The sequence below is a fragment of the Rhodohalobacter sp. SW132 genome, from assembly GCF_003390325.1.
Classification (GTDB): Bacteria; Bacteroidota; Rhodothermia; order Balneolales; family Balneolaceae; genus SW132.
Map to the genome: position 1 here is coordinate 244,562 of NZ_QUOK01000004.1, position 18,733 is coordinate 263,294.

General features: G+C 39.6%; 20 protein-coding genes and 1 tRNA gene. 2 read left to right on the top strand and 19 right to left on the bottom strand.

What is annotated here, in order from left to right:
* Positions 1–714 precede the first annotated feature (714 nt).
* Positions 715–802: transfer RNA gene (locus DYD21_RS10075), tRNA-Leu, on the top strand.
* A 181-nt stretch (positions 803–983) separates the two neighbouring features.
* On the opposite strand, the gene DYD21_RS10080 is transcribed toward DYD21_RS10075, so the two are convergent.
* The 15 genes from DYD21_RS10080 to DYD21_RS10145 all read right to left on the bottom strand — a co-directional run bounded on the left by DYD21_RS10080 (position 984) and on the right by DYD21_RS10145 (position 10,651).
* On the bottom strand, positions 984–1,511 hold the full coding sequence (locus tag DYD21_RS10080) for a hypothetical protein (protein ID WP_116036041.1): 528 nt from the start codon (positions 1,509–1,511) through the stop codon (positions 984–986).
* A gap of 40 nt (positions 1,512–1,551) precedes the next feature.
* The gene (locus DYD21_RS10085) at positions 1,552–1,737 is read right to left on the bottom strand and encodes a hypothetical protein (RefSeq protein WP_116036044.1); all 186 of its coding nucleotides are present in this window, start codon (positions 1,735–1,737) and stop codon (positions 1,552–1,554) included.
* A gap of 724 nt (positions 1,738–2,461) precedes the next feature.
* Positions 2,462–4,606, bottom strand: a complete 2,145-nt coding sequence (locus tag DYD21_RS10090; RefSeq protein ID WP_116036047.1) for a DUF3466 family protein — start codon at positions 4,604–4,606, stop codon at positions 2,462–2,464.
* A gap of 378 nt (positions 4,607–4,984) precedes the next feature.
* Positions 4,985–5,170 carry a hypothetical protein gene (locus DYD21_RS10095; protein WP_116036049.1) on the bottom strand — a complete coding sequence of 62 codons (186 nt, stop codon included), beginning with the start codon at positions 5,168–5,170 and terminating at the stop codon, positions 4,985–4,987.
* Positions 5,171–5,347: 177 nt separating this feature from the next.
* On the bottom strand, positions 5,348–5,518 hold the full coding sequence (locus tag DYD21_RS21040) for a hypothetical protein (RefSeq protein WP_158551505.1): 171 nt from the start codon (positions 5,516–5,518) through the stop codon (positions 5,348–5,350).
* Positions 5,505–5,717 (bottom strand): hypothetical protein, encoded by a 213-nt coding sequence (locus DYD21_RS10100; protein ID WP_116036052.1) that lies wholly within the window; start codon positions 5,715–5,717, stop codon positions 5,505–5,507. The genes DYD21_RS21040 and DYD21_RS10100 overlap by 14 nt, the downstream gene beginning before the upstream one ends.
* The gene (locus DYD21_RS10105; RefSeq protein WP_116036054.1) at positions 5,714–5,959 is read right to left on the bottom strand and encodes a hypothetical protein; all 246 of its coding nucleotides are present in this window, start codon (positions 5,957–5,959) and stop codon (positions 5,714–5,716) included. The genes DYD21_RS10100 and DYD21_RS10105 overlap by 4 nt, the downstream gene beginning before the upstream one ends.
* An 81-nt stretch (positions 5,960–6,040) precedes the next feature.
* Complete coding sequence (locus tag DYD21_RS10110) at positions 6,041–6,274, bottom strand: hypothetical protein (protein WP_116036057.1); 234 nt, start codon at positions 6,272–6,274, stop codon at positions 6,041–6,043.
* A complete protein-coding gene (locus DYD21_RS10115; RefSeq protein ID WP_116036060.1) occupies positions 6,271–6,828 on the bottom strand; it encodes a hypothetical protein in 558 nt (185 codons plus the stop codon). The genes DYD21_RS10110 and DYD21_RS10115 overlap by 4 nt, the downstream gene beginning before the upstream one ends.
* A 16-nt stretch (positions 6,829–6,844) precedes the next feature.
* Positions 6,845–7,837, bottom strand: coding sequence for a PriCT-2 domain-containing protein (locus DYD21_RS10120; RefSeq protein WP_116036063.1), 993 nt, complete (start codon positions 7,835–7,837; stop codon positions 6,845–6,847).
* Positions 7,834–8,334 (bottom strand): hypothetical protein, encoded by a 501-nt coding sequence (locus DYD21_RS10125; protein WP_147303550.1) that lies wholly within the window; start codon positions 8,332–8,334, stop codon positions 7,834–7,836. The genes DYD21_RS10120 and DYD21_RS10125 overlap by 4 nt, the downstream gene beginning before the upstream one ends.
* Positions 8,335–8,377: 43 nt before the next feature.
* Complete coding sequence (locus DYD21_RS10130; RefSeq protein WP_116036068.1) at positions 8,378–8,656, bottom strand: hypothetical protein; 279 nt, start codon at positions 8,654–8,656, stop codon at positions 8,378–8,380.
* 96 nt (positions 8,657–8,752) lie between these two features.
* Positions 8,753–8,947, bottom strand: coding sequence for an AlpA family transcriptional regulator (locus DYD21_RS10135; RefSeq protein ID WP_116036070.1), 195 nt, complete (start codon positions 8,945–8,947; stop codon positions 8,753–8,755).
* 101 nt (positions 8,948–9,048) lie between these two features.
* A complete protein-coding gene (locus tag DYD21_RS10140) occupies positions 9,049–10,254 on the bottom strand; it encodes a site-specific integrase (RefSeq protein WP_116036073.1) in 1,206 nt (401 codons plus the stop codon).
* 214 nt (positions 10,255–10,468) lie between these two features.
* Positions 10,469–10,651, bottom strand: a complete 183-nt coding sequence (locus tag DYD21_RS10145; RefSeq protein WP_116036075.1) for a hypothetical protein — start codon at positions 10,649–10,651, stop codon at positions 10,469–10,471.
* 491 nt (positions 10,652–11,142) lie between these two features.
* Between DYD21_RS10145 and DYD21_RS10150 the strand changes: the two genes are divergently transcribed.
* Positions 11,143–11,955 (top strand): type II CAAX endopeptidase family protein, encoded by an 813-nt coding sequence (locus DYD21_RS10150; RefSeq protein ID WP_116036078.1) that lies wholly within the window; start codon positions 11,143–11,145, stop codon positions 11,953–11,955.
* Between the two features lie 240 nt (positions 11,956–12,195).
* Here the strand turns inward: DYD21_RS10150 and DYD21_RS10155 are convergent, their stop codons facing one another.
* The 4 genes from DYD21_RS10155 to DYD21_RS21045 form a co-directional block, all read right to left on the bottom strand.
* A complete protein-coding gene (locus tag DYD21_RS10155) occupies positions 12,196–13,566 on the bottom strand; it encodes a serine hydrolase (protein WP_116036081.1) in 1,371 nt (456 codons plus the stop codon).
* A gap of 687 nt (positions 13,567–14,253) precedes the next feature.
* Positions 14,254–15,324 carry an exo-alpha-sialidase gene (locus tag DYD21_RS10160; protein ID WP_147303551.1) on the bottom strand — a complete coding sequence of 357 codons (1,071 nt, stop codon included), beginning with the start codon at positions 15,322–15,324 and terminating at the stop codon, positions 14,254–14,256.
* A 516-nt stretch (positions 15,325–15,840) separates the two neighbouring features.
* Positions 15,841–16,695, bottom strand: a complete 855-nt coding sequence (locus DYD21_RS10165; protein ID WP_116036087.1) for a DUF5694 domain-containing protein — start codon at positions 16,693–16,695, stop codon at positions 15,841–15,843.
* A gap of 199 nt (positions 16,696–16,894) precedes the next feature.
* On the bottom strand, positions 16,895–17,479 hold the full coding sequence (locus DYD21_RS21045; protein ID WP_158551507.1) for a TlpA disulfide reductase family protein: 585 nt from the start codon (positions 17,477–17,479) through the stop codon (positions 16,895–16,897).
* Positions 17,480–18,733: the final 1,254 nt, after the last annotated feature.

Here is an 18,733-nt window from a genome sequence, read left to right on the forward strand (position 1 = left end):
TTACGATTATTGCTGTAAACCATTGGCAATTAATGATGTAAAAACCGAATAGTTCATATTATAATACTCAAAACACTATATATTTCCGAATATTACGGTTATAGGGGTCAGAATGTGCCGGTTCCTGGTTTGTTACCTTCCATGCAGGATTTTTCGAATCCGGGTGACGTTCGTTGTAAGCCTAAGTAATTACTCCATCGCTCAGCTTTCCCGGATCGACATCCCTGGTAATGTTAGGCTCCGGATATTTGAGTATTCTGGTATTCAATAGAATACTGCCGGGGATCTTGATATGGGTTCAGATTTTCCGCTTTCAATTTATAATTCAATGACAGCAACTTTCACCTTCATATTTCGAAGAAATCTGCTAAACCTGTGGAGGTGCAGCTTCACACACTACGGATCGATTTATCCCCATTCCGTTCCTGAACCTACCTTTTTCTTGCCAATATTATTTTTCTAAGGAATTTTAGTTTCTGTAATACTTTCTGAGGTAATTGAAAAAAATTACTGAGAATTGAAAAGAACTTTGAAGAAGTAATTCGTAAACCCTTATATTCAGAATCTTGATTTTACTTTGAGCAATTTGGGTGTTCACATACGCTATGAAATGAACATTTTATGAGTAAATCGTTTGGAAAACTACCTCATAACCGGGGTAATTAATTACGATTTACAGCCTAATTACTTGAAAGTAATCAATATAGACATTCAGCCTCGGTGGCGGAATTGGTAGACGCGTTGGACTTAAAATCCAATTGGTATTTAAATGCCAGTGCCGGTTCGAGCCCGGCCCGAGGTACTCTAAACCCTTGCAAGTCAATAGATTATGATTTGCAGGGGTTTTTTGTTTCAACTCTGTTTAGAAACTCCATTCTCTCTGGTTACAATGTGGTTACAAGGGAATTAATTTTAACCCCCCTATTTTTTACACTTTATACCGGGTGTTTTGAGAGCATTTAAATATTTGATGAGCTTTGCATTTAATTTTCTTTCCAACCAAGTTCTTTTAATCTACTCTTTATAAAATTTTCGGTTAATAACTCTCCTGTTTCATCATCCCTGACTTCAGCTATTTTGAAATGCTCGTCCGTAATATTTGAAGTCTTGATTTCATAGAGTGCATCTAACAGTGAGCTTTTCTCTGATTTTTCATTCCCTTTAAACTTATGCTTATCTGCTTTTTGTAAATAGTCTGTAACAGGAAGTACAAGCTTCGTGCTATGAAGTTGGTTCATCAAGGAGTCATAATTAGTAAATACATCTCTGCATTCCGGGTATCTTGACGCCTGCTCCAAAACTTCAATTGCTTTCTCACAATTTTTTATTTTAGAACTTGTCGTTTTGACTGATTCAATTTTCCTTGCATAATTATTTGTCGCACTGGCCATTCTTTGAAGTAAATCAATGTTCTTGGCTTTTTCTTTCTTTTTTATACTAAAGAAAGTAGAAATTAAAATTATCAATACAACTACGATAAGTATTATTAAGAACCCCCAAAAAACTCCCATAAACCTCCATTATTTATAGTTACAATTGCTTATTCATCAATTAATCAATGTTTATTTTAACTGCAAGTGATATTAAATGAAGTTGTGTTTTAAAATACCCGTACCAATGCGGCTGTTTTAAAAACTCTATCCAGAGTTGATCTTCTTCATCCGGTGGCAGCCCTTCAGATATGTATGTTTCAATTCGTTGCTGCATCTCGATTTGCTGATCTATCTTATCACTCATGATTACCCTCCTTTTATTGGTGTTCTCTCTTGTATGATCTCAAAAAGGTTAACCCCTTACAGTTTTTTTAGTTATGAAAGCAACTAAACTGCACGATAATTACGTCTAATTTGATAAAACTTGATTAATCAAATAAAACGGCTTTCAAATTTCGATTTTAAGAGCCTGAAAATATTTTGCAATGGTTATAAACATTCCATATTTAATTGGTTATCAGAATATTAAGTTATGTTAGGTTTCCAGATGATACTTTACCCCTTTTAGTAGTGCCGAAATTCACTTAACATACAGGTTGGAATCAATCCCTCTTCAACGTTGTAAAAACCAGTCTTTTTTTAGTCGTCCGATTTGTCCAATTCTGTAAACAACGCCTAAATGATTAAAGTGATTTTAGCCGTTAGATTTTCTGAACTGTATCGCAGTATGCTATCAATAATAATCATAAAGCTTTCCTTTAACCTAATAGAAATCAGATCTATTAGGCAAGCATACAGGTAAGCTTACTAATTACATGCTGGTCAATATTCTGCAGAGCAAATTAAAGGACATACGAACACTTTATTTCCAAAACTTCAGCCATTTTTAATTCAGCTGGGTAAATCCAAAATGGACTTGGCCGGGTAGATAGATGCATTCGTTTTAGGTAGTGCAGATGAAAATTAGCATAAATTTGCCTTATATTATATTTCAATACAAGACGAACCCATATTGAGAACATGCTGGTTTAATAGCTTGAATCAACAGCTATTTTATTAATGTCTATCATAACATTCCACTTTACAGCTCGTCGGAAATCTCCTTTTTCACAATCTCCCACAACCTGATTATTCTCATTGACGTCATACGCACGGCAAGAACCATCCTCTAATGTTGGAAGCTCAATTGCTCCATGAACGGGATCATAAAGAAAGCCATCCCTGTTCACACTTTGCCCTAAATTATTGAGTGAATAATGTGAACTCATTTCCCCATGATCGTTTATACTTCGGATTGGGTCTGTACCCAAATCTGTCATGCCATTCACCTCATCCCACAAAAAGTAACGCCTGCCAGAGGAGGAGTGGGTTGAGTTAGCGCTCCAGCCTACCACCTGAGCCAAATTATTAATATCAGTGGCACGGCTTTGTGAGTAACCAGGTAATGTACCAAGGTCAGTCATTCCAGTATCTTTATGCCAGATAAATGCACGTTGCTGACCTGAAGCATTTTCTGCATATCCAACAACCTGACCTTGATCATTGATAGCTAATGCATCACTTCGATGAATAGCCCCTCCCAATAAACCCCCAAATTCAATAAGTGACCCAGAATCATAGGAGTATGGGTATTCAGCATAAACAGCAGTATATCCATTAAACCCTGCAACTTGGCTATGGTTATTAATATCAGAAACTGGCTGCTGACTTAATGGCTCTTCAACCATCATACCTCCAACGTTTAGTAAACCCTCATCACGTGTCCACTTAAAACTTGTATCCTCATAATAATAACGACCAAGATTGGTTTTACTACAATCAAGACTCAAGCATACCCTTAAATCTTGGTTCCCTACAACTTCTCCGTGATCATTAACTGCCCTCGCAAAAGTATCATCAACAAAATGACCGCCTCTAGGATCGTCAGAATCGGCTGCAGTTTCTCCAAATATATCTATCTCAATGATTTCAATATTAATTTCAGGATCATCCGGTAACTCACCATCTATTTTTTGATATAATCCCCCGGCATGTGCTGCTAAAAAGATGTTTCCAGGGCAATTGTAATCTCCTAGATCAACTGGAAAAGTGTGGGAATCTGTAGGTTTACCATCGTAGCTATAAGCAAATCTTCCCGGTGCTACATTACCTGTGTTTCCAACCCATGGGAACTCTTCAAGCGAACAACCAACCCATAGGTGGAGATCATTCAACAGGTAATTGTTATACGGACTGTAGGTAACTTCCATATCGCTACCAGACTTTGAAATATCCAGTGTGCCAATGGTGGTGCCAATATCTTCTGCAGGCATCGTACCGTCATCGTCTCCGCCACCTGCAATCAGTTCTGTTACAGCAAGAGAAAAACCGCTGTCGAGTTCAAATATCCAGCCCCACTGCCCTTTCCCTTGTCCTCTGATTCCAAGCTGCTCCCGTAGATGGGGATCTCTAAAACTGTGCTGCCCGTACGCCCATACCGACTCTGATACCTCAATAATAATTGTTTGCGTATCGGTAGACGTTTCTGCAACGACTGCATAGGTGGAGGCTGTGTTATACTCGAAGGATTCATAATTGTCAATTACATGCTGTACAATTTGCTTGGTCTTTCCTGTATCGAAATTTAACCGCCCGTTGTCAACCATTCTCGGGGGTAGCTGATCAGCGGTGATACTGTTCAAGTTAAATTCCGGAAAATCCATAAGTGTCCATATTGCTGCCTGAATTTCACGATAGGTAAGTTTACTGTCGTCCATCATCAGAGATTCCCTGATATTTAACAGGTAGTTTAGCGGTTTCCACTGCTGGTCTCCATAGGAAGAAAATAGCCTTAAACCTGAGTGTGTAGTGTTATTGGAATCAATAGGTTTATTCCACAAAATACACCAACCACTGCCCGGCCCTTGAGCAATATATTTATTGGGATTAATGTTCGCGATATTAAACTCGAAATAGCTTTCAGTTCCCGGGTTTACAATAACTGTTGAATTTTCTCCTCCCTCAATCAGTTGAAGCTCCGGAATAACGTCCAAAGACTCCTGTAAACCCAGACTTTGTTTTGTATCACATGATGAAAACGCAACGATAAGACTCACCAAAATAAATGGTAAAATCAAATTGTATTTATAGTTCGTCAGCCATACTCTCTGCGTAGAATTGGTCATATTCAGCATACTATCCCCGTTTTATTTGATAGGACTGCCCGTAATACCCCTAATGTTCCAGGCTGAATTACCCCTGCTTCAACCCTCCAGTATTATCTCTTGTAACCCTACCGTTTTGATTAATTTTAAACATCTCTTTCAGTACATTTGCTCTCATTAATCTAAAATGATTCGTAGTAGATTCAAGTTAAAAGGCTCTAATGTTCTATTGGTTTAATTACTATGCAGTGATAAATTTTAAAAAATATATTGCGAGCTTATTAATGCTTCAGTGTGAAAGTCGAACTTGATAAAACTTGATTAATCAATTAAAACGGCTTTCAAATTTCGATTTTAAGAGCTTATATCACTTCACACAATGCTATTGTATTACTGAATTTTAGCTATTCAGGCCGGGATTGGCTTAAAAAAATCCTTTAGTAGATTGATATAATCCTGTTCACTTTTAATCTGTTCAGGTTTAATACAATCATCTATTAAACGTGCATACCGAATATGCTCCCTACGTTCAGCATCATTTTTAAACCCGTCTGCATTTTCTAATTGTTGTATTCTTTTTTTAATTGATTTCATAACACTTTCGGCTCTAAATGGAATATCCGCCTGGTAAATCCAGACTCTGAAGTTTCCTCAGATTGTAGTACCCTGTTGTATTTATCCTGGTTCTGTACATGATCTTTACAACTCACAATCACAATATCCAGTTTTTTGATCCTGACGGAATCGTGCTTCTGCTCCAATTTCAATAGTCTACTTTCGAGTGTTTTCATGTTGATTTCTATCAGGGTTATAAAGGTTATCCAGTTCCGCTTTTCCTTCAGGTGTTTTCTCCCATGCGTAATATTGACCTAAGCCATTCATAACTTCCTTGCTAGGCCTTACGGCTTCCAGTTTGGATATTCTCTTTTCAAGTTGCTTCATTTTCTGCCCTGTTAATTAGTTCAATTAATCGTTTCAATTCCCCATCTGATAGCAGGGAATAATCTTCGTTTTCTCCTGTCTTTTTTATCAGTTCTTCAACTTCAATTAGTTCTTCATCTGAAAACTTTGAAAAATCAACTTCTGGATCTGTTGACTGTATCTCTTCCAAATGTTGAACCCTCTTCTCAATCTGTTTCATGATACTTTTCTCATTTGATTGTTTTCAAGTGCTTCGATCCGTTCCACAATCTCCCCGGTTTCTACTAATCTACGATAGCTATTTATTAGCGTGCTTATAGCGTTTGCAGATCGGATCTTTTCGTTGTTATCTGCATTGTCATCTAAAAGAATGCGTTCCATCTCCTGCAAGGCGTGAGAGCCTATTAAAAGTACCTGCTTAACCGTGTATGCTTTGCGCTTTCTGCTACGTCTATCTGCCATTACAAATTCATCTAAGTTACTGTAAAGTATGTTTTTAGTTTATGTATAGGGGGTGCCAAATAAATGACACTCCCCTAACATCTAACCATGACGTAACGCCTTTTCATACGCTTTTCTGCCATGTTCTTTAATGTAGCTGAGCTTCTTATCTGTTGTCCATGTGGCTGGATTCCCTTCAGGTTCTGCCTGAGCTTCATCGTTTTTAACTATATCAGCCCATTCCATCCCGGTGGCTCTTTCCAGTGCTTTTACATCACTTTCAGAATAATAGCCATCATCATTTTTAAGAGCTTCTAAATCTATTTTTAAATTCATTGCTGTAATTGTTTTGAGTTAATGGTGTTCATGGCAAGCATACCGGCTGGCCGTTGTTTCGATATCAAAATTTCAGAGTGTTGTTTTATACCCTTCGTGCCAATAGTAACGCCTTCACGTTCTGCACTTTTTGCCATTTCGTTAATACCCTGAATAGCTTTATCTGCCTGATGAAGTGCATCGGTAAGACTATCAAACAAAGGCTCTGATTGATTTTTGTAGTGCTGTGAAGCTTGTTTTTTGAATGCTGCATCAATCCCGGCAAACTTATCCTTTAGTAGTGAGACAGCTTTCTTTTGAACTTCAATATCGGTTTTAACCTGTTCGAGTTTGTCTTTAATGTTGCGGTTCTTTTTTTCGGCTTTCTTCACAGAATCGGCAGAACCTTCACCAATAGATTTCCTGGCCCGTTCATCGGTCAACGTCTCATACGATACCTGAAAGGAGTCCATCAGATGAACCTTTCCCGATTCGAGCTCATCCAGCTTTGTCTCTGCATCTATAAGCTGTTGACGTGCAGCACAATGTTGTTTCTTAGTTTCTTCGTAATTCATGATTTTTTGTTTGTGTTTAGTTTAAATGAAAATCCCAATCGGCAGGGTATCCACGCTCGTCAAATATTTCCCCGGTATAGGGGTTCATTCCATAAGGTGCAGATACTTTGCTCTTAGTATCGCCCTGTAATACTCTATCTTTTTGATAAGCATGGTTAGTATCGAGTGTTACGCCAAAGTCTTTGCAGATACCAAAGAATGATGCGATAGTGATACCCTGCCCGTTACTGTTGAGGCAATTATCAAACTGTTCATCACATTCAGCTGTATCATATTCAGAATGCCATTGGCTTAGTTGATGAAAGTATATTCTGCCTGATTCGCCAAACTCTTCAGCAAGGGCAAAACCTATTTTCAGCCATTTTTCATAACCCTCAGTAATATCAATTCTGTTGGCCTGAATCTTACTAATCAACTGCTCAACTTTCGTGCGGTTATCTCTGCCATTTGATGACGCTGGTATCTTATCAATCAGATAGTGAAACACATCAGCGTTGTGATTGAAATAGGGGTCGGGGTCGTAACTTCTGAATCTGAATGATGCTACGTTTGACGGTGCAGGGTCAATACTCACACCTGCATTGCGAAACGCTTGCTGAATCGCTCTGAAATGGCTCTTATGACGTTCGGGGTGCTTAACAGGGATCAACCCCCACAACCCATTCCCTGACGTGCTATAACTCAAATAAGCTACAAAAGGGTTATGCTGAATCTTATATTTCAGTTCATCCATGTTGACAGGGTTATCTTTGCTATCAACATCAAACTGAATCAGTCCGGAATGTTTTATCAACCCCGATTCACTTCTTTTATTGAACGCACCTGAAGGGGTTATTCCTGGTAACTGTTTTTTGCTACTCTTGTAGTCATCACCTGATAAGGTTCGTAACTCTCGAATGACTGATTGATTACTTTCATCACAGATCCATTCAATCAGATTTACATGTACAGGGTTACTGCTATCCTGTACATTCTCAAACTTCGATACGTCTACATTTAAACAACTCACGGTGCAAACTGTTTGAATGGTTCTAACTCTTGAGCCTTATCCGTATCTATATCCCTATCCGTATCTCTATCTATATCCTTATCCTTATAGGTCTCAAAGGGTTCTTTTAGAGGTCTAATAGAGGTCTTTTTTTCTTCGTTTAAATAGCTTTCAGGCAAGGTTTCAGGATAGTTCACAGAAAACCATGAAAGCAGGTTCTGTTCTTTAATTAATTGCAGATAACTTTTGTGTGCAGGATTATTCGGGTGCAAAGGTTTCTTCTGGCAGTACTGAAACTTCACAAAATCAGTTATCAGCCATTCACCTGAAGGCATTACGTGAATAAGTTCATCAGCTTCATTTATTGCCTGTAAGAAGTCATCTAAAAATTGTTGGGGATTTCCTTCAATATCCAGATTAAAGGCTATCAACTTTGGATTAGGTGTCCATACTCCAATATTATCGCACCTGTCATTTATGAAGTACCAACACAACTTTTGATGCGGTGTTAATTCCATAAAGACAGGGTCATCCCAAATATTCGTTTCTGTGAAACGCTTTTTACTCTGCACGCTGAACCCCCTCAAACAATTCTCTTTGTAATTCAGGCGGGAATAAATCCGGGTCTGTCGATAAAAATTCAGCTTTGTGCCTTGTTTTCGGATCTTTGCCAGTCTTGATTACAACAATCTGTTTCCGGCGCTTTAGATCCCGAACGTAGTAACAAACATTGCCACGTAATATTCCACACTCATCAGCAACCTGAAGGCGGGTTTTAGGGGTCTCCTGAAAAGCTTTAAAAACTTTTTTTAGTTGGGTTTTATACGTTTTGTCATCCATAGCGATTTTCAATTTTGAAGTGTAGAATTGGTCTGAAAACCGTATTATGAAGTAGCGATTTTCAGAAAGGGTTACCGTTGCAGCGGTGCCCTTTTTTTATGCCAATTCCATATTTGAAGATTCTCGTTGGCTCTCGATCCATTCGTTTATCTCTGATTCAACGAATCCAGTAGCTTGTTTTGAAATGCGAATTTTGTCTGGAAAATCCGGCTCCTTCATACGTCTGTATAAAGTCGGAATACTAATTCCCAGCTTAAGGGCTACTGTCTTGGGACGAATTATTTTATTCATTTTTAACAGGGTTTATTCATGTTCAACTCTGTTAAAAGCTACTCATAGATTTTATCTATGTCAAGTGATAGAGAAAATCTATCAGGTATTTTTCATCTTATTTAAAGGACGCGCTTTTGTAAAGTTAAATTTGAGGTAAGCTCTGTAAGGTGTCCGGCCCAAAGGTTAAGAGCGTTTGTTTTCTGCTCTGTAAAATCGGAATTTATGTAGCGTGAAGTGATTGCATTGCTGGCAGATAGACCCTTATGATTAAGCACCTTGCCAACGGTTATAAATTCAACTCCTAAATCGTCAATCATTTTAGTTGCTACGATATGCCGCAAGTCATGCAGCCTGAAATCGTTTAGCATGGTTTCATCTCTTATACGTTCCATTGCATTCATGAAGTGCGATAAATGGCCTGTCTTATCCCTCTGTGAAGCGAAAACATACTCACTGTCATCATTTATTGACTTCATTTTTTTGAGCAGGTTTAAAGCCATATTTGGTAACGGCACCTTGTGAGGAGTTTTATTTTTAGTGTCGGCCTGGGGAATGATCCACATTCGATTATTGATATCACTCCATTTCATTTTTGACGTTTCACCTAACCGTTGGCCTGTAATTAGCAGCATCTTCAAAAGGCTCTGCATCGGCTCCCACTCCTCACTAATAGCATTCCAAATAGCTTTAATGTCATCGTCTGTATATCGTACGTCTCTGGACTTTTCATCGGTAAGTTTATCCATACCTTTGATCGGGTTCTCTGTGATATGTCCATCGTCTAATGCTTCATTAAATACCTTCGATAGAATGGCCTGCAAGCGGTTGGCGTTGGTCGGGTGATCTTTGGCCTCTGTCTTTAAAAAGGATCGAACATCGGGGCGCTTAATATCCCTCAAAGACTTATCAGAAATTCGATCATCGAGAACCTTGTTAAGTCTGGACTTGTACGTTTTTTGTGTAGATGCTTTCAGTTTCCTTTCCAGATAATCATTTTTAAACTCCTCTATGTACTCTCCTAATGTAATCGGGTTCTCTCGCTTATTCTTCTTCTTCTCTGTAATCGGATCCAATCCATCGGAAAGCATTTCTTTCCATTCTCCGGCTTTTTTCCGGGCCTCTCCTAATGAAACATCTCCAAACTTGCCGATTGTACGCTGCGTAGATCGTCCATCGTACCAATACCGGAAAGCGAAAGACTTGTGTCCGGTAGGTGTTACCCGTAGGATCATTCCCGATTGAACATTGTCGTAAATTTCGATTCTCTTTTCAGGAACCGGATAATCTTTAACGAAAGTGTGAGTAAGTGTTTTCTTTTCAGCCATAACAATAATCTGGTTTCGGTTACAATGTGGTTACAAGGCAATTTTGAGTACCTTTGATAACCGTTGATTATAATTTAAGCTGAAAACCCCTGAATTTCAATAGTTTAGCGTATTAGTAGAAAAGAGTTGATTGCAGTAGAATATTGTAGATTTTGGACTTAAAATCCAATTGGTATTTAAATGCCAGTGCCGGTTCGAGCCCGGCCCGAGGTACTCAAACAGACAAATAAGCCCCTGACTTTATTGAGTTTAGGGGCTTTTTGTTTTCAATGGGTAAAGGTATAGGTAAAGGTTTTTCCCTGCTTTTTAATAGATAGGGAGTGAGAATATTGATTTCCACCGGTTCAATTCTTGAGAGTGAAACCTGTCTCACCATCTCCTTTTTAAAACTGTTCATCAGTTTGAATAACTTGGTAAATAAACAGATCTAACTCGTATGTCAGGACATGCTGATTACAAGATTTATTTTTTACTAATTAATTTCTTTTCCATTAAACCACCCTGCCCTGAAAGTACAGAGTTTTGTTGCGAATAAGTTCGGTGATATTATTATCGAAGACATCAACCTTTTTGATGCCTAATTGTAAGATTCTACTGACCGGATCAAATTCCATGCTGAGCATCTAAATGGGTAGTCCAGCATGGGGAGACCTGGCAGGCTTTCAAGCTCATCGCAGTGATTGGTTCCCTAAATTAGTCCGCTGCTAAACAGGTTTTCCCGGTCTGGAGAGTACATAGAAATCCGCTTCTGGTGATCGTAAATGGCTGGAGTGAAGAAACGCGGACATCACCTTGCTTATTAGGATAAATCTGATATTTTAAAAAAACAGATCTCTGTTCGGTTATTTGTGGCGACATTATCGCGGTAAGCATATCTAAATATAACAAATGAACATTCAGGAGAAAGGTGAATATATAATTCAGAGGAATAGAATCCTGTTTTTTATCCTGATCAGTTTTGCATGGTCTTGGTTGTACTGGGGGGTTATTGTACTGCCCTTTGGTTTTGAGGATCAGTTCCTTGCTCAAATTCCATTTGCGTGGGGACCTCTCATTGCTGCACTTGTAATAACCAAAAAATCTAATGGAAATCTTAGTGGCTGGGTCCGGGGACTTGCAAAGTGGCGATTGAAAATACGATGGTATCTTATTGCCCTGCTTATCCCGTTTATTGATGTGTTTATAATCCTCGGTGCACATGGCTTATTTGGCGTGCCTTTTACCTTATCCGACCGCCCTATATCTGAATATCCGGAGCGATTTATCACCACTCTGCTTATCGCCGGATCACTCGAAGAGTTTGGATGGCGCGGCTTTGCTCAGAGTGAGTTGCAAAAAAAATGGACTGCTTTGTGGAGCGCAATTTGTATCGGACTTCTCTGGGCTATCTGGCACTTTCCAGTCGTTTATTTTGGATCTGCAAGCTATCAGCCTTCCGATTTCTTTGGGATGCTGATCATTCTCCCACTTTGGTCGATCATTATGGCCTGGTTATTTAATTCCTCAAAAGGAGCACTGATTATACCGATGCTATTTCACGCTTCCACAAATACTCCGAATCCAGTCAGGATTGCGGATGCTGCCTCCGAAACTGCCAGCATGACGATTGAGTTGATAATTCTTGGATTCTGGATTCTATTACCGGTATGTATCATCATGTATTATGGATCACAACACCTTGCTGACTCCAAACAGGATTGATGAAAGTGGACATCATACAGCGTATTCCACACTCCCTGTACTTCTACCCCGTTCCTTTGCTCCCAGCTCCATGAAATGGATACCCTGCCCCCACTCCGATCTATGACAAGTTGAATGATTTCCTGAGAACGACAAGGGGCAGCCAAATTTGTTATGCAAATTAAATATCCACCAAAAAAGGTAACTTCAATTTATCAATACAACTCCATATCGATAATCGGCTTTGCTCTTTTGGGCAGGTTATTTGCGGATAAATGCAAACTCTTCACCGTTCTGATGCAGGATAAATTGATCGTAGGAGCCGTTTTCCGGTTTCAGGAACTCAATCACAGCACCAGCCTCAAGCAGACTGAAACGGTGCTTGCCAGTAGCTGTAAGTGGAAAAGCAGGCTGGTGATCGGTCCGGGCGGTTAGCCGTCCATCTTCCACCCCTATCGAAATTTCTAAGGATAAATCTTCGGACTCATAGTCCCCGGTAAGTCGCTGCAGATGGCCCTCGGTTAGATCCACCGTTTGTAATTCCGGAAGCTCCGGCTGTTCACCTCTCCAGGCTGTAAGCATTGTATTCCGAATCTGGCTGTCTGAAAACCGTAGGCCGTTCGCTGTGATGCTCAACGATATTTCCTCTTTCGGAAGATAGGTCAGGTTTGATCGAAATGAATCAATACCGCCGGTATGACCGTATCCATAAAGCTCATCTTCCTCGAAGGAAAATTCGATCAAGCCCAGACCATAGCCATCCCTGAATTCGGTCATTCGGTCCAGATTGTGCTGTCCGACTAACTTTCCGGTAAACAGAGCCCGAGCAAATTTAGTCAGGTCAGAAGGTGTGGAGATTATAGCTCCTGCCGCATGGATCCCGCTCACGTGGGTTTCCGTTGACGGATTCCAGTGCTGTTCTACTTCGGAGTATATATAGGAGCGAGCTTCGCCATTGCGTACCGAGATGACACCACCGTAATTAGTCCGGTTGAGCTCCAGAGGTTCGATGACTCGCTCCCGAAGCACCTCCGCATATGATTTTCCGGTTATTTGTTCAATAATATAACCAAGCAAAAGAAAATTTGTGTTGCTGTATTGGGCACGTTCTCCGGGTTCGAAGACCGGCGAACTTCCAATTATTCGTTCAAGTATCTCGCTACGGGAACGGGGCTCAGTCATCCATTCGGTGAATCCTTCAGCACTGGTAAAGTTGAAGAGTCCGCTGCGATGACGCAGCATATGCTCCAAAGTGATCTTTTCTGCGTTGGGCAGTTCACTAAAATAGTCAGCCAGCCGGTCTTCCAGTGAAAGATGTTCTTCATCTGTAAGCTGAAGTACAATGACTGCGGTGAACATTTTGGTAATCGATCCGACTCTGAACTGTGTTTCCGGGCCGATATCTATCTCTTCATGGTAACCGGCCTGTCCGGCCTGATATTCATATATTACTTCATCAGAGTGCCGCATGGCTACACTGCCCATGAATCGATCGTTTTCATACAGATGCTCCAGCCACTCAGTAAGCGCCTCGTGCTGAAAGTCACCACAGTTTCTGCTTTCCCAGGCCACCATGCCCACCATCAGAAATGAGGCAATTATCCATAAACCAACTTTTTTCCTGTAATTCATACGTCGAATGGATATAAGGTCTATTTACCTTTTTTTGAAAATTCTTGGTTGGTTTCAAAAGTCCTCTGAATTGATAATCTAAAAGGTGAGTTTTAGAGGGGTGTATATCTAAGTTGTTAATACTTATCTGTGTGTATTATTGATCAGTTATAATAATCATTTTAAAAAAAGAGGCCCGAGGGCATTTTTTTATCTATTCTATGAATCAATTTTCAAAAATACGAAACATGAAAACAGACAAATCTCTGCTAAGTATTAAAATTCTTAGCAGAGATTAACACTCTTTAGCATTTTATTAGACAAACTGATTGGCCAATAATCGACTCCTGCAATCAAAGAAGCCTATTCATCTAATTTTTAGCATCTTAGCAGTAAAAAAGAAAAAACGTCAAAATCAGATCAATAGAAAATTCTGTTTCCATAGAAATCAATTAATTCCGATAGATTTTTTAAACTTCTGTTTTATTTGGTCGGACTAACTAACAACCTTTTTCTCTATATGCAACATTGGGAAATACTCATGACCATATGTTTACTTGATGTTTACTTGAAATTTTTTTCTATACCAACTCTACTTGAACGAAGCTACAAAGATTTCAGATCTTTAGAGGGTGAAACGACACATTTATGCTAATCGAAAAACTAAAACCACTATTTATTCAACCTGAAATAATCATCTATGAACAGTTAATTTAACGTGTGTATAACTTCATATATCCCTCCTCCATCCAGTGCTATAAAAATCCTATCTTTGTCACCCTCAGTAATGAGTTGCATGTCGAGAATGCCGCCATACGGTTCATTTTCGAAAATTTCTTCTTCCCAGGTTTCGCCCTTGTCCATGCTGTAAAATAGCTTGAGAGACTGAGGGTCATCAACAGCTTTGAGCCAACCTCCGGCAAAAAGAATATCCGGGTTGAGGTTGCTAAAAGCGATTCCAAAGAAAAAACGAAAATTGTGATGTTTATCAATAGAGGTTTGCCAGCTTGCTCCATTATCATTGGTTTTCATCAGTGCCCCTTCATAGCCCGCAAAGATAGTTTGAGAACTTTGTTTGTCAAAAACAATTTCCTTTACCGTGGTGGGATTAGGTACCAAATCTGTCCATCGATCGGTTTCTTCCTCGTCAACAAGGCGTACTAGATATCCATCTTCAATAGGTCCCTGGCCACCAGCCCAAAGTTCATTTTCTCTCTGCGGATTTATTGCAATGGCTGAGGTTGGTCCTGCTATAGCGCCCCATTCACCCCAAATAAGATCCCAGGAATTTCCCATATCCCCAGATTTGGCAATGGTATAATTACTTGTAGCGTAAATGGTATCTTTATGAGATGGGTGCCTGAGAAATTCAGATAATATTTCCCCATCTTCGTTGCCACCAAAATTCGACTCCAGCTCCTGCCACGATGCTCCCCGGTTATCCGATTTGTGAATTTCATACTCGTGTTCTGTGTCTCTGTTGGCAACTGAAGCAAAAAGGATTTGATCAGAATAGATCAGAAAGGCTTCTATGTTGTTATCTTGCAAGCCAACAGGCTCAAAACTACTTGTTGATTGTATGTTTTTTCGATATAGGCCATCATTTGTAGCGGCATAAAGAAGATTTCCATCTATTTCGATTTTGTTTACTGTGAGGCCATCCAGGCCTAACTTGTTCCATTCAAAAGAGGGCTGTTTAGGTTCAGTGGCGTCAGTACCACAGGAAATAAGAATTGATGTGAAAGAAAGTAGAGCAAGTAAAATAAACCTGTTTATCATACTTCTGTTGAACACTTTAATAATTGAATGTTCCGCTTTATGTGGCTTATTTTCAACGGAAGCCACCATATTGAATTGCGCTGACCGCTTAATACGATGACTCTGTGCAGCCACATCTAATCGTTCAAGTAAGAATTACGCAAATAACCTGTTCGTGTTACTAAAACTTATCCCTGATTTCGTAAACCGGATATCCATAAAGCATCCAGTCCGGATATCCCTGTTTCAGGCGTTTTACTTTTTATCCTTCCCTATTTAAGCGAAATCTCCTATCCCCAATATAGTCAGGAGATGCCGGATCGGGGTCCGGCATGACGAATTTGATGATGAATGTTCTTCTTTCCCCGCTCTTTATGGACACCTCAGTTTAATTTTGTGAACATAAAAGAAAAAGAAATAGTCCTCTTCATAGTGAACGCGCTGTTGATTTGTTTGTCATCACCTTAAGGCAAACATTTGATGAAATTATTCATCTTCTTATCCTTCATATATAACAAAGTAAACTCGACAGACAGATTATTCAATCAAATAATCAAACGTATCAACCATTTCGTATTTGGGATCACGGCTCATAAAGTCTCTGAAAAAGGCGGTGTGGCTTGCTCCCATCAGGATAAACACCCTGTCATCTTCATCCAGGTTAACCCGGTGTAGGTTTGAATACATTCTGAGGTTTCGCTGGTAGTATTTGGCAGCCTCATCAGCCCCTTCAAAACCGCCTTCATTAGCTGTATAGGTGAGCCTGTCAGCATTGACGGTAATAAGAAAATCCAGGTACCTGTCATGGTTTGTCAGTTTTAGTTTTTCAAGAAGATTTAGATTATCCCGGTCTACATCTACCGAAGGAAAAAACTGCAGCAAGTTGTCGGAATAGGCATCATACCGTTCGGGGTCGATATCATTTGTCATGATAAATTGGCCAATCATGTAATTGTATCTCATTTTGTGATCGATGCCATAGATACGTTCTGTTCCGCTAAGTCTTCCCAGTTCAAATGCCAGGAGTTCTATTTCTGACGGATTCTCAAAAAACATGTCGGGGTTATCTTTGTAGCGGAAGAATGCTTCACGGAGCTTTTCATTCTGCTCAGGCGGTGTTTCTACCAGAATCACGGTCGGTTCAAAAGCAGATAGTTTTTCTGCGATTTCATGAACCTTTTTTTGATTTTCCCGATCATGCTCATCAAATTCCGTGGTGTTTGCATCCGTGGTAAATCCCATATGAAATGTTCCAAAATTCAGGACCTGAACCTTTTCTTGTAATGGATTGATTTGATGCTGATAATTTGATATAGCTTCAATACTATTATCAATGTCATGAACTAAGGTAAGCACTCCAATGATCGTGAAAAGTATTTTCAAATAAGTCATTTTCTGTGAGTTTAAATGGCTGGATAATTCGGTTTAAAAAAATTATGAGGTCTAAAGGAATTGACTCCAGGCTGAAGACAATTTATCCGAAAGACTAAATTACACCGAGTACCCTTGTTGTCGTTATCTCATTACAATGCATTAGTTTTGCCACTAATTACCATATTTTAATCGTTTTTAGAATTTGTGAGTGTATCTTTTATGATGAAGGAAGATGATTATTAATCATGGCATACAGCTCATCTCCGTTAAATCCTTCTACCCGTTCAAGAATTTCTCCTTCCGGTGAAACTAAAATTTTGTGTGGGCTTCCGGATACTCCGAAGGCGTTAAATGTGTCTCTCATTTTTTCTCTGTCACTGCCAAAGACAATGTGCTTCCACGGCATCGGGGAATCTTCCCTAAACTCCCTGACTTTTTCTTCACTCTGATCGTAGGAGAGTGCTATGATCTGGAAGTTTCTGTCCTGCAGTTCGGTATAGGTTTCATACAGGTGGGGCATTTCATTTACACAAATTCCACAGGAAGTGCCCCAAAAGTAAAACAGAGTGTACGTTCCGGCAATAGATTCATTGGTGAATGTGGTGTTGCCGTCCATCTCTTCAAATCCAAAGTCCGGAAGATCGCCTGTTGTCTCGCTTAAGGTTTCGTTGTCCAGATCGTCAATGCCACAAGAAGGGGGGCCTGATAGTGCCATAAACCCGATAAAAACGAGCGTGATTGTGGTCCAGATTATGGATACGACAATAAATGTTTTTTTGATCAGCGTTATTGTTTTCTTCATTGTTTTCTCTTTTGATTCATAAACTATTTCGGTGAACCCGGAAGCATTAAGTATGCTTTTGGGGTTCTGGGTGTGTCCTACGAAAGCAGTACATTGATGTTTCGACGACTTCTTTGAATGCAGATGATTATGTGGGGTGTGGCCACTGAGTATCTGTTTATTCAAATACTGACGATTGTTCATCAGATGGATTTTGTAGATGTCGGGGAGATTTCCATTGATGGTAGCAAGGTCATTTTGCCAATGCCAACAAACACAAGGCAATGAGATAGAAGCGGGCTTGGAAGCTGGAAGATCAATGGAGTGTGGAGGGGGGTGAGTTGATGGATATGGACGGGAGTTTTGGAGTCGAAAATCAATCGTTGAACCGGTCATGGCATCATCAAACGCGCAAGGGGATTCCATCAATTTCTGCCCAGAGGCCATGAGAAGGTCAATGGAGAGTGAAACTGGCACTATACGACCGAAATAGCCAAACTGGTAGAATGCGCCTGCATTCACGAGCGGATGCACACTTTGACGATTGAATCGCATCAGAGGTAAGTCTGACGACTATTTAAATCTAGTTAGACAGAAATTGTTGGGTAGTCCGACAGACTCCTGGGATCGGTGAATCTGAAAATGCTATCCGGAAATAGAAAAAGCTATTGACCTGGTACCCTATGCCCAAAACACTTATCAGGGAACATGGTTTGCATTAGACCTGGCTGAAATATATACATTAGCAGGTAAACACGGCAAGGCAATAGATCAACTTGAGTTTTTACTCTCAGTGCCCGGTTTTGTATCAAAAAACGATTTACAAATATCGCCAACATGGGATCCACTTCGGGAGTACCCGGAATTCCGGGAAATGGTGGAAAACAGAACTGAATAATTAAACTGGATTTTAATTTAAAGGCTTCCCTCCTAATATGACTAACTAAACTATATTTCAACCACTAAACAAACTATCCATTTTTGCATCAAGACCATCAGTATCAAACTTTTTCAGGTACCGCTCAGTCACTTTGATAGTTTTATGCCCTAAGGCTTTTGATCTATCGTAAATACTCCAGTCTTGCGTCTTTACAAGATCAGTAAAAGAATGTCTGGCCATGTGAAATGATACTTTTGTTTGGCCCGAGTCACTCATACAGACAAATAAGCCTCTGAATTTATTTAGTTTAGGATCTTTTTGTTTTCAGTGGGTAAAGATTTTTCTGCTATTTATTCTCTTAAACATTTATTTTGATGAATATATTATTATCATCA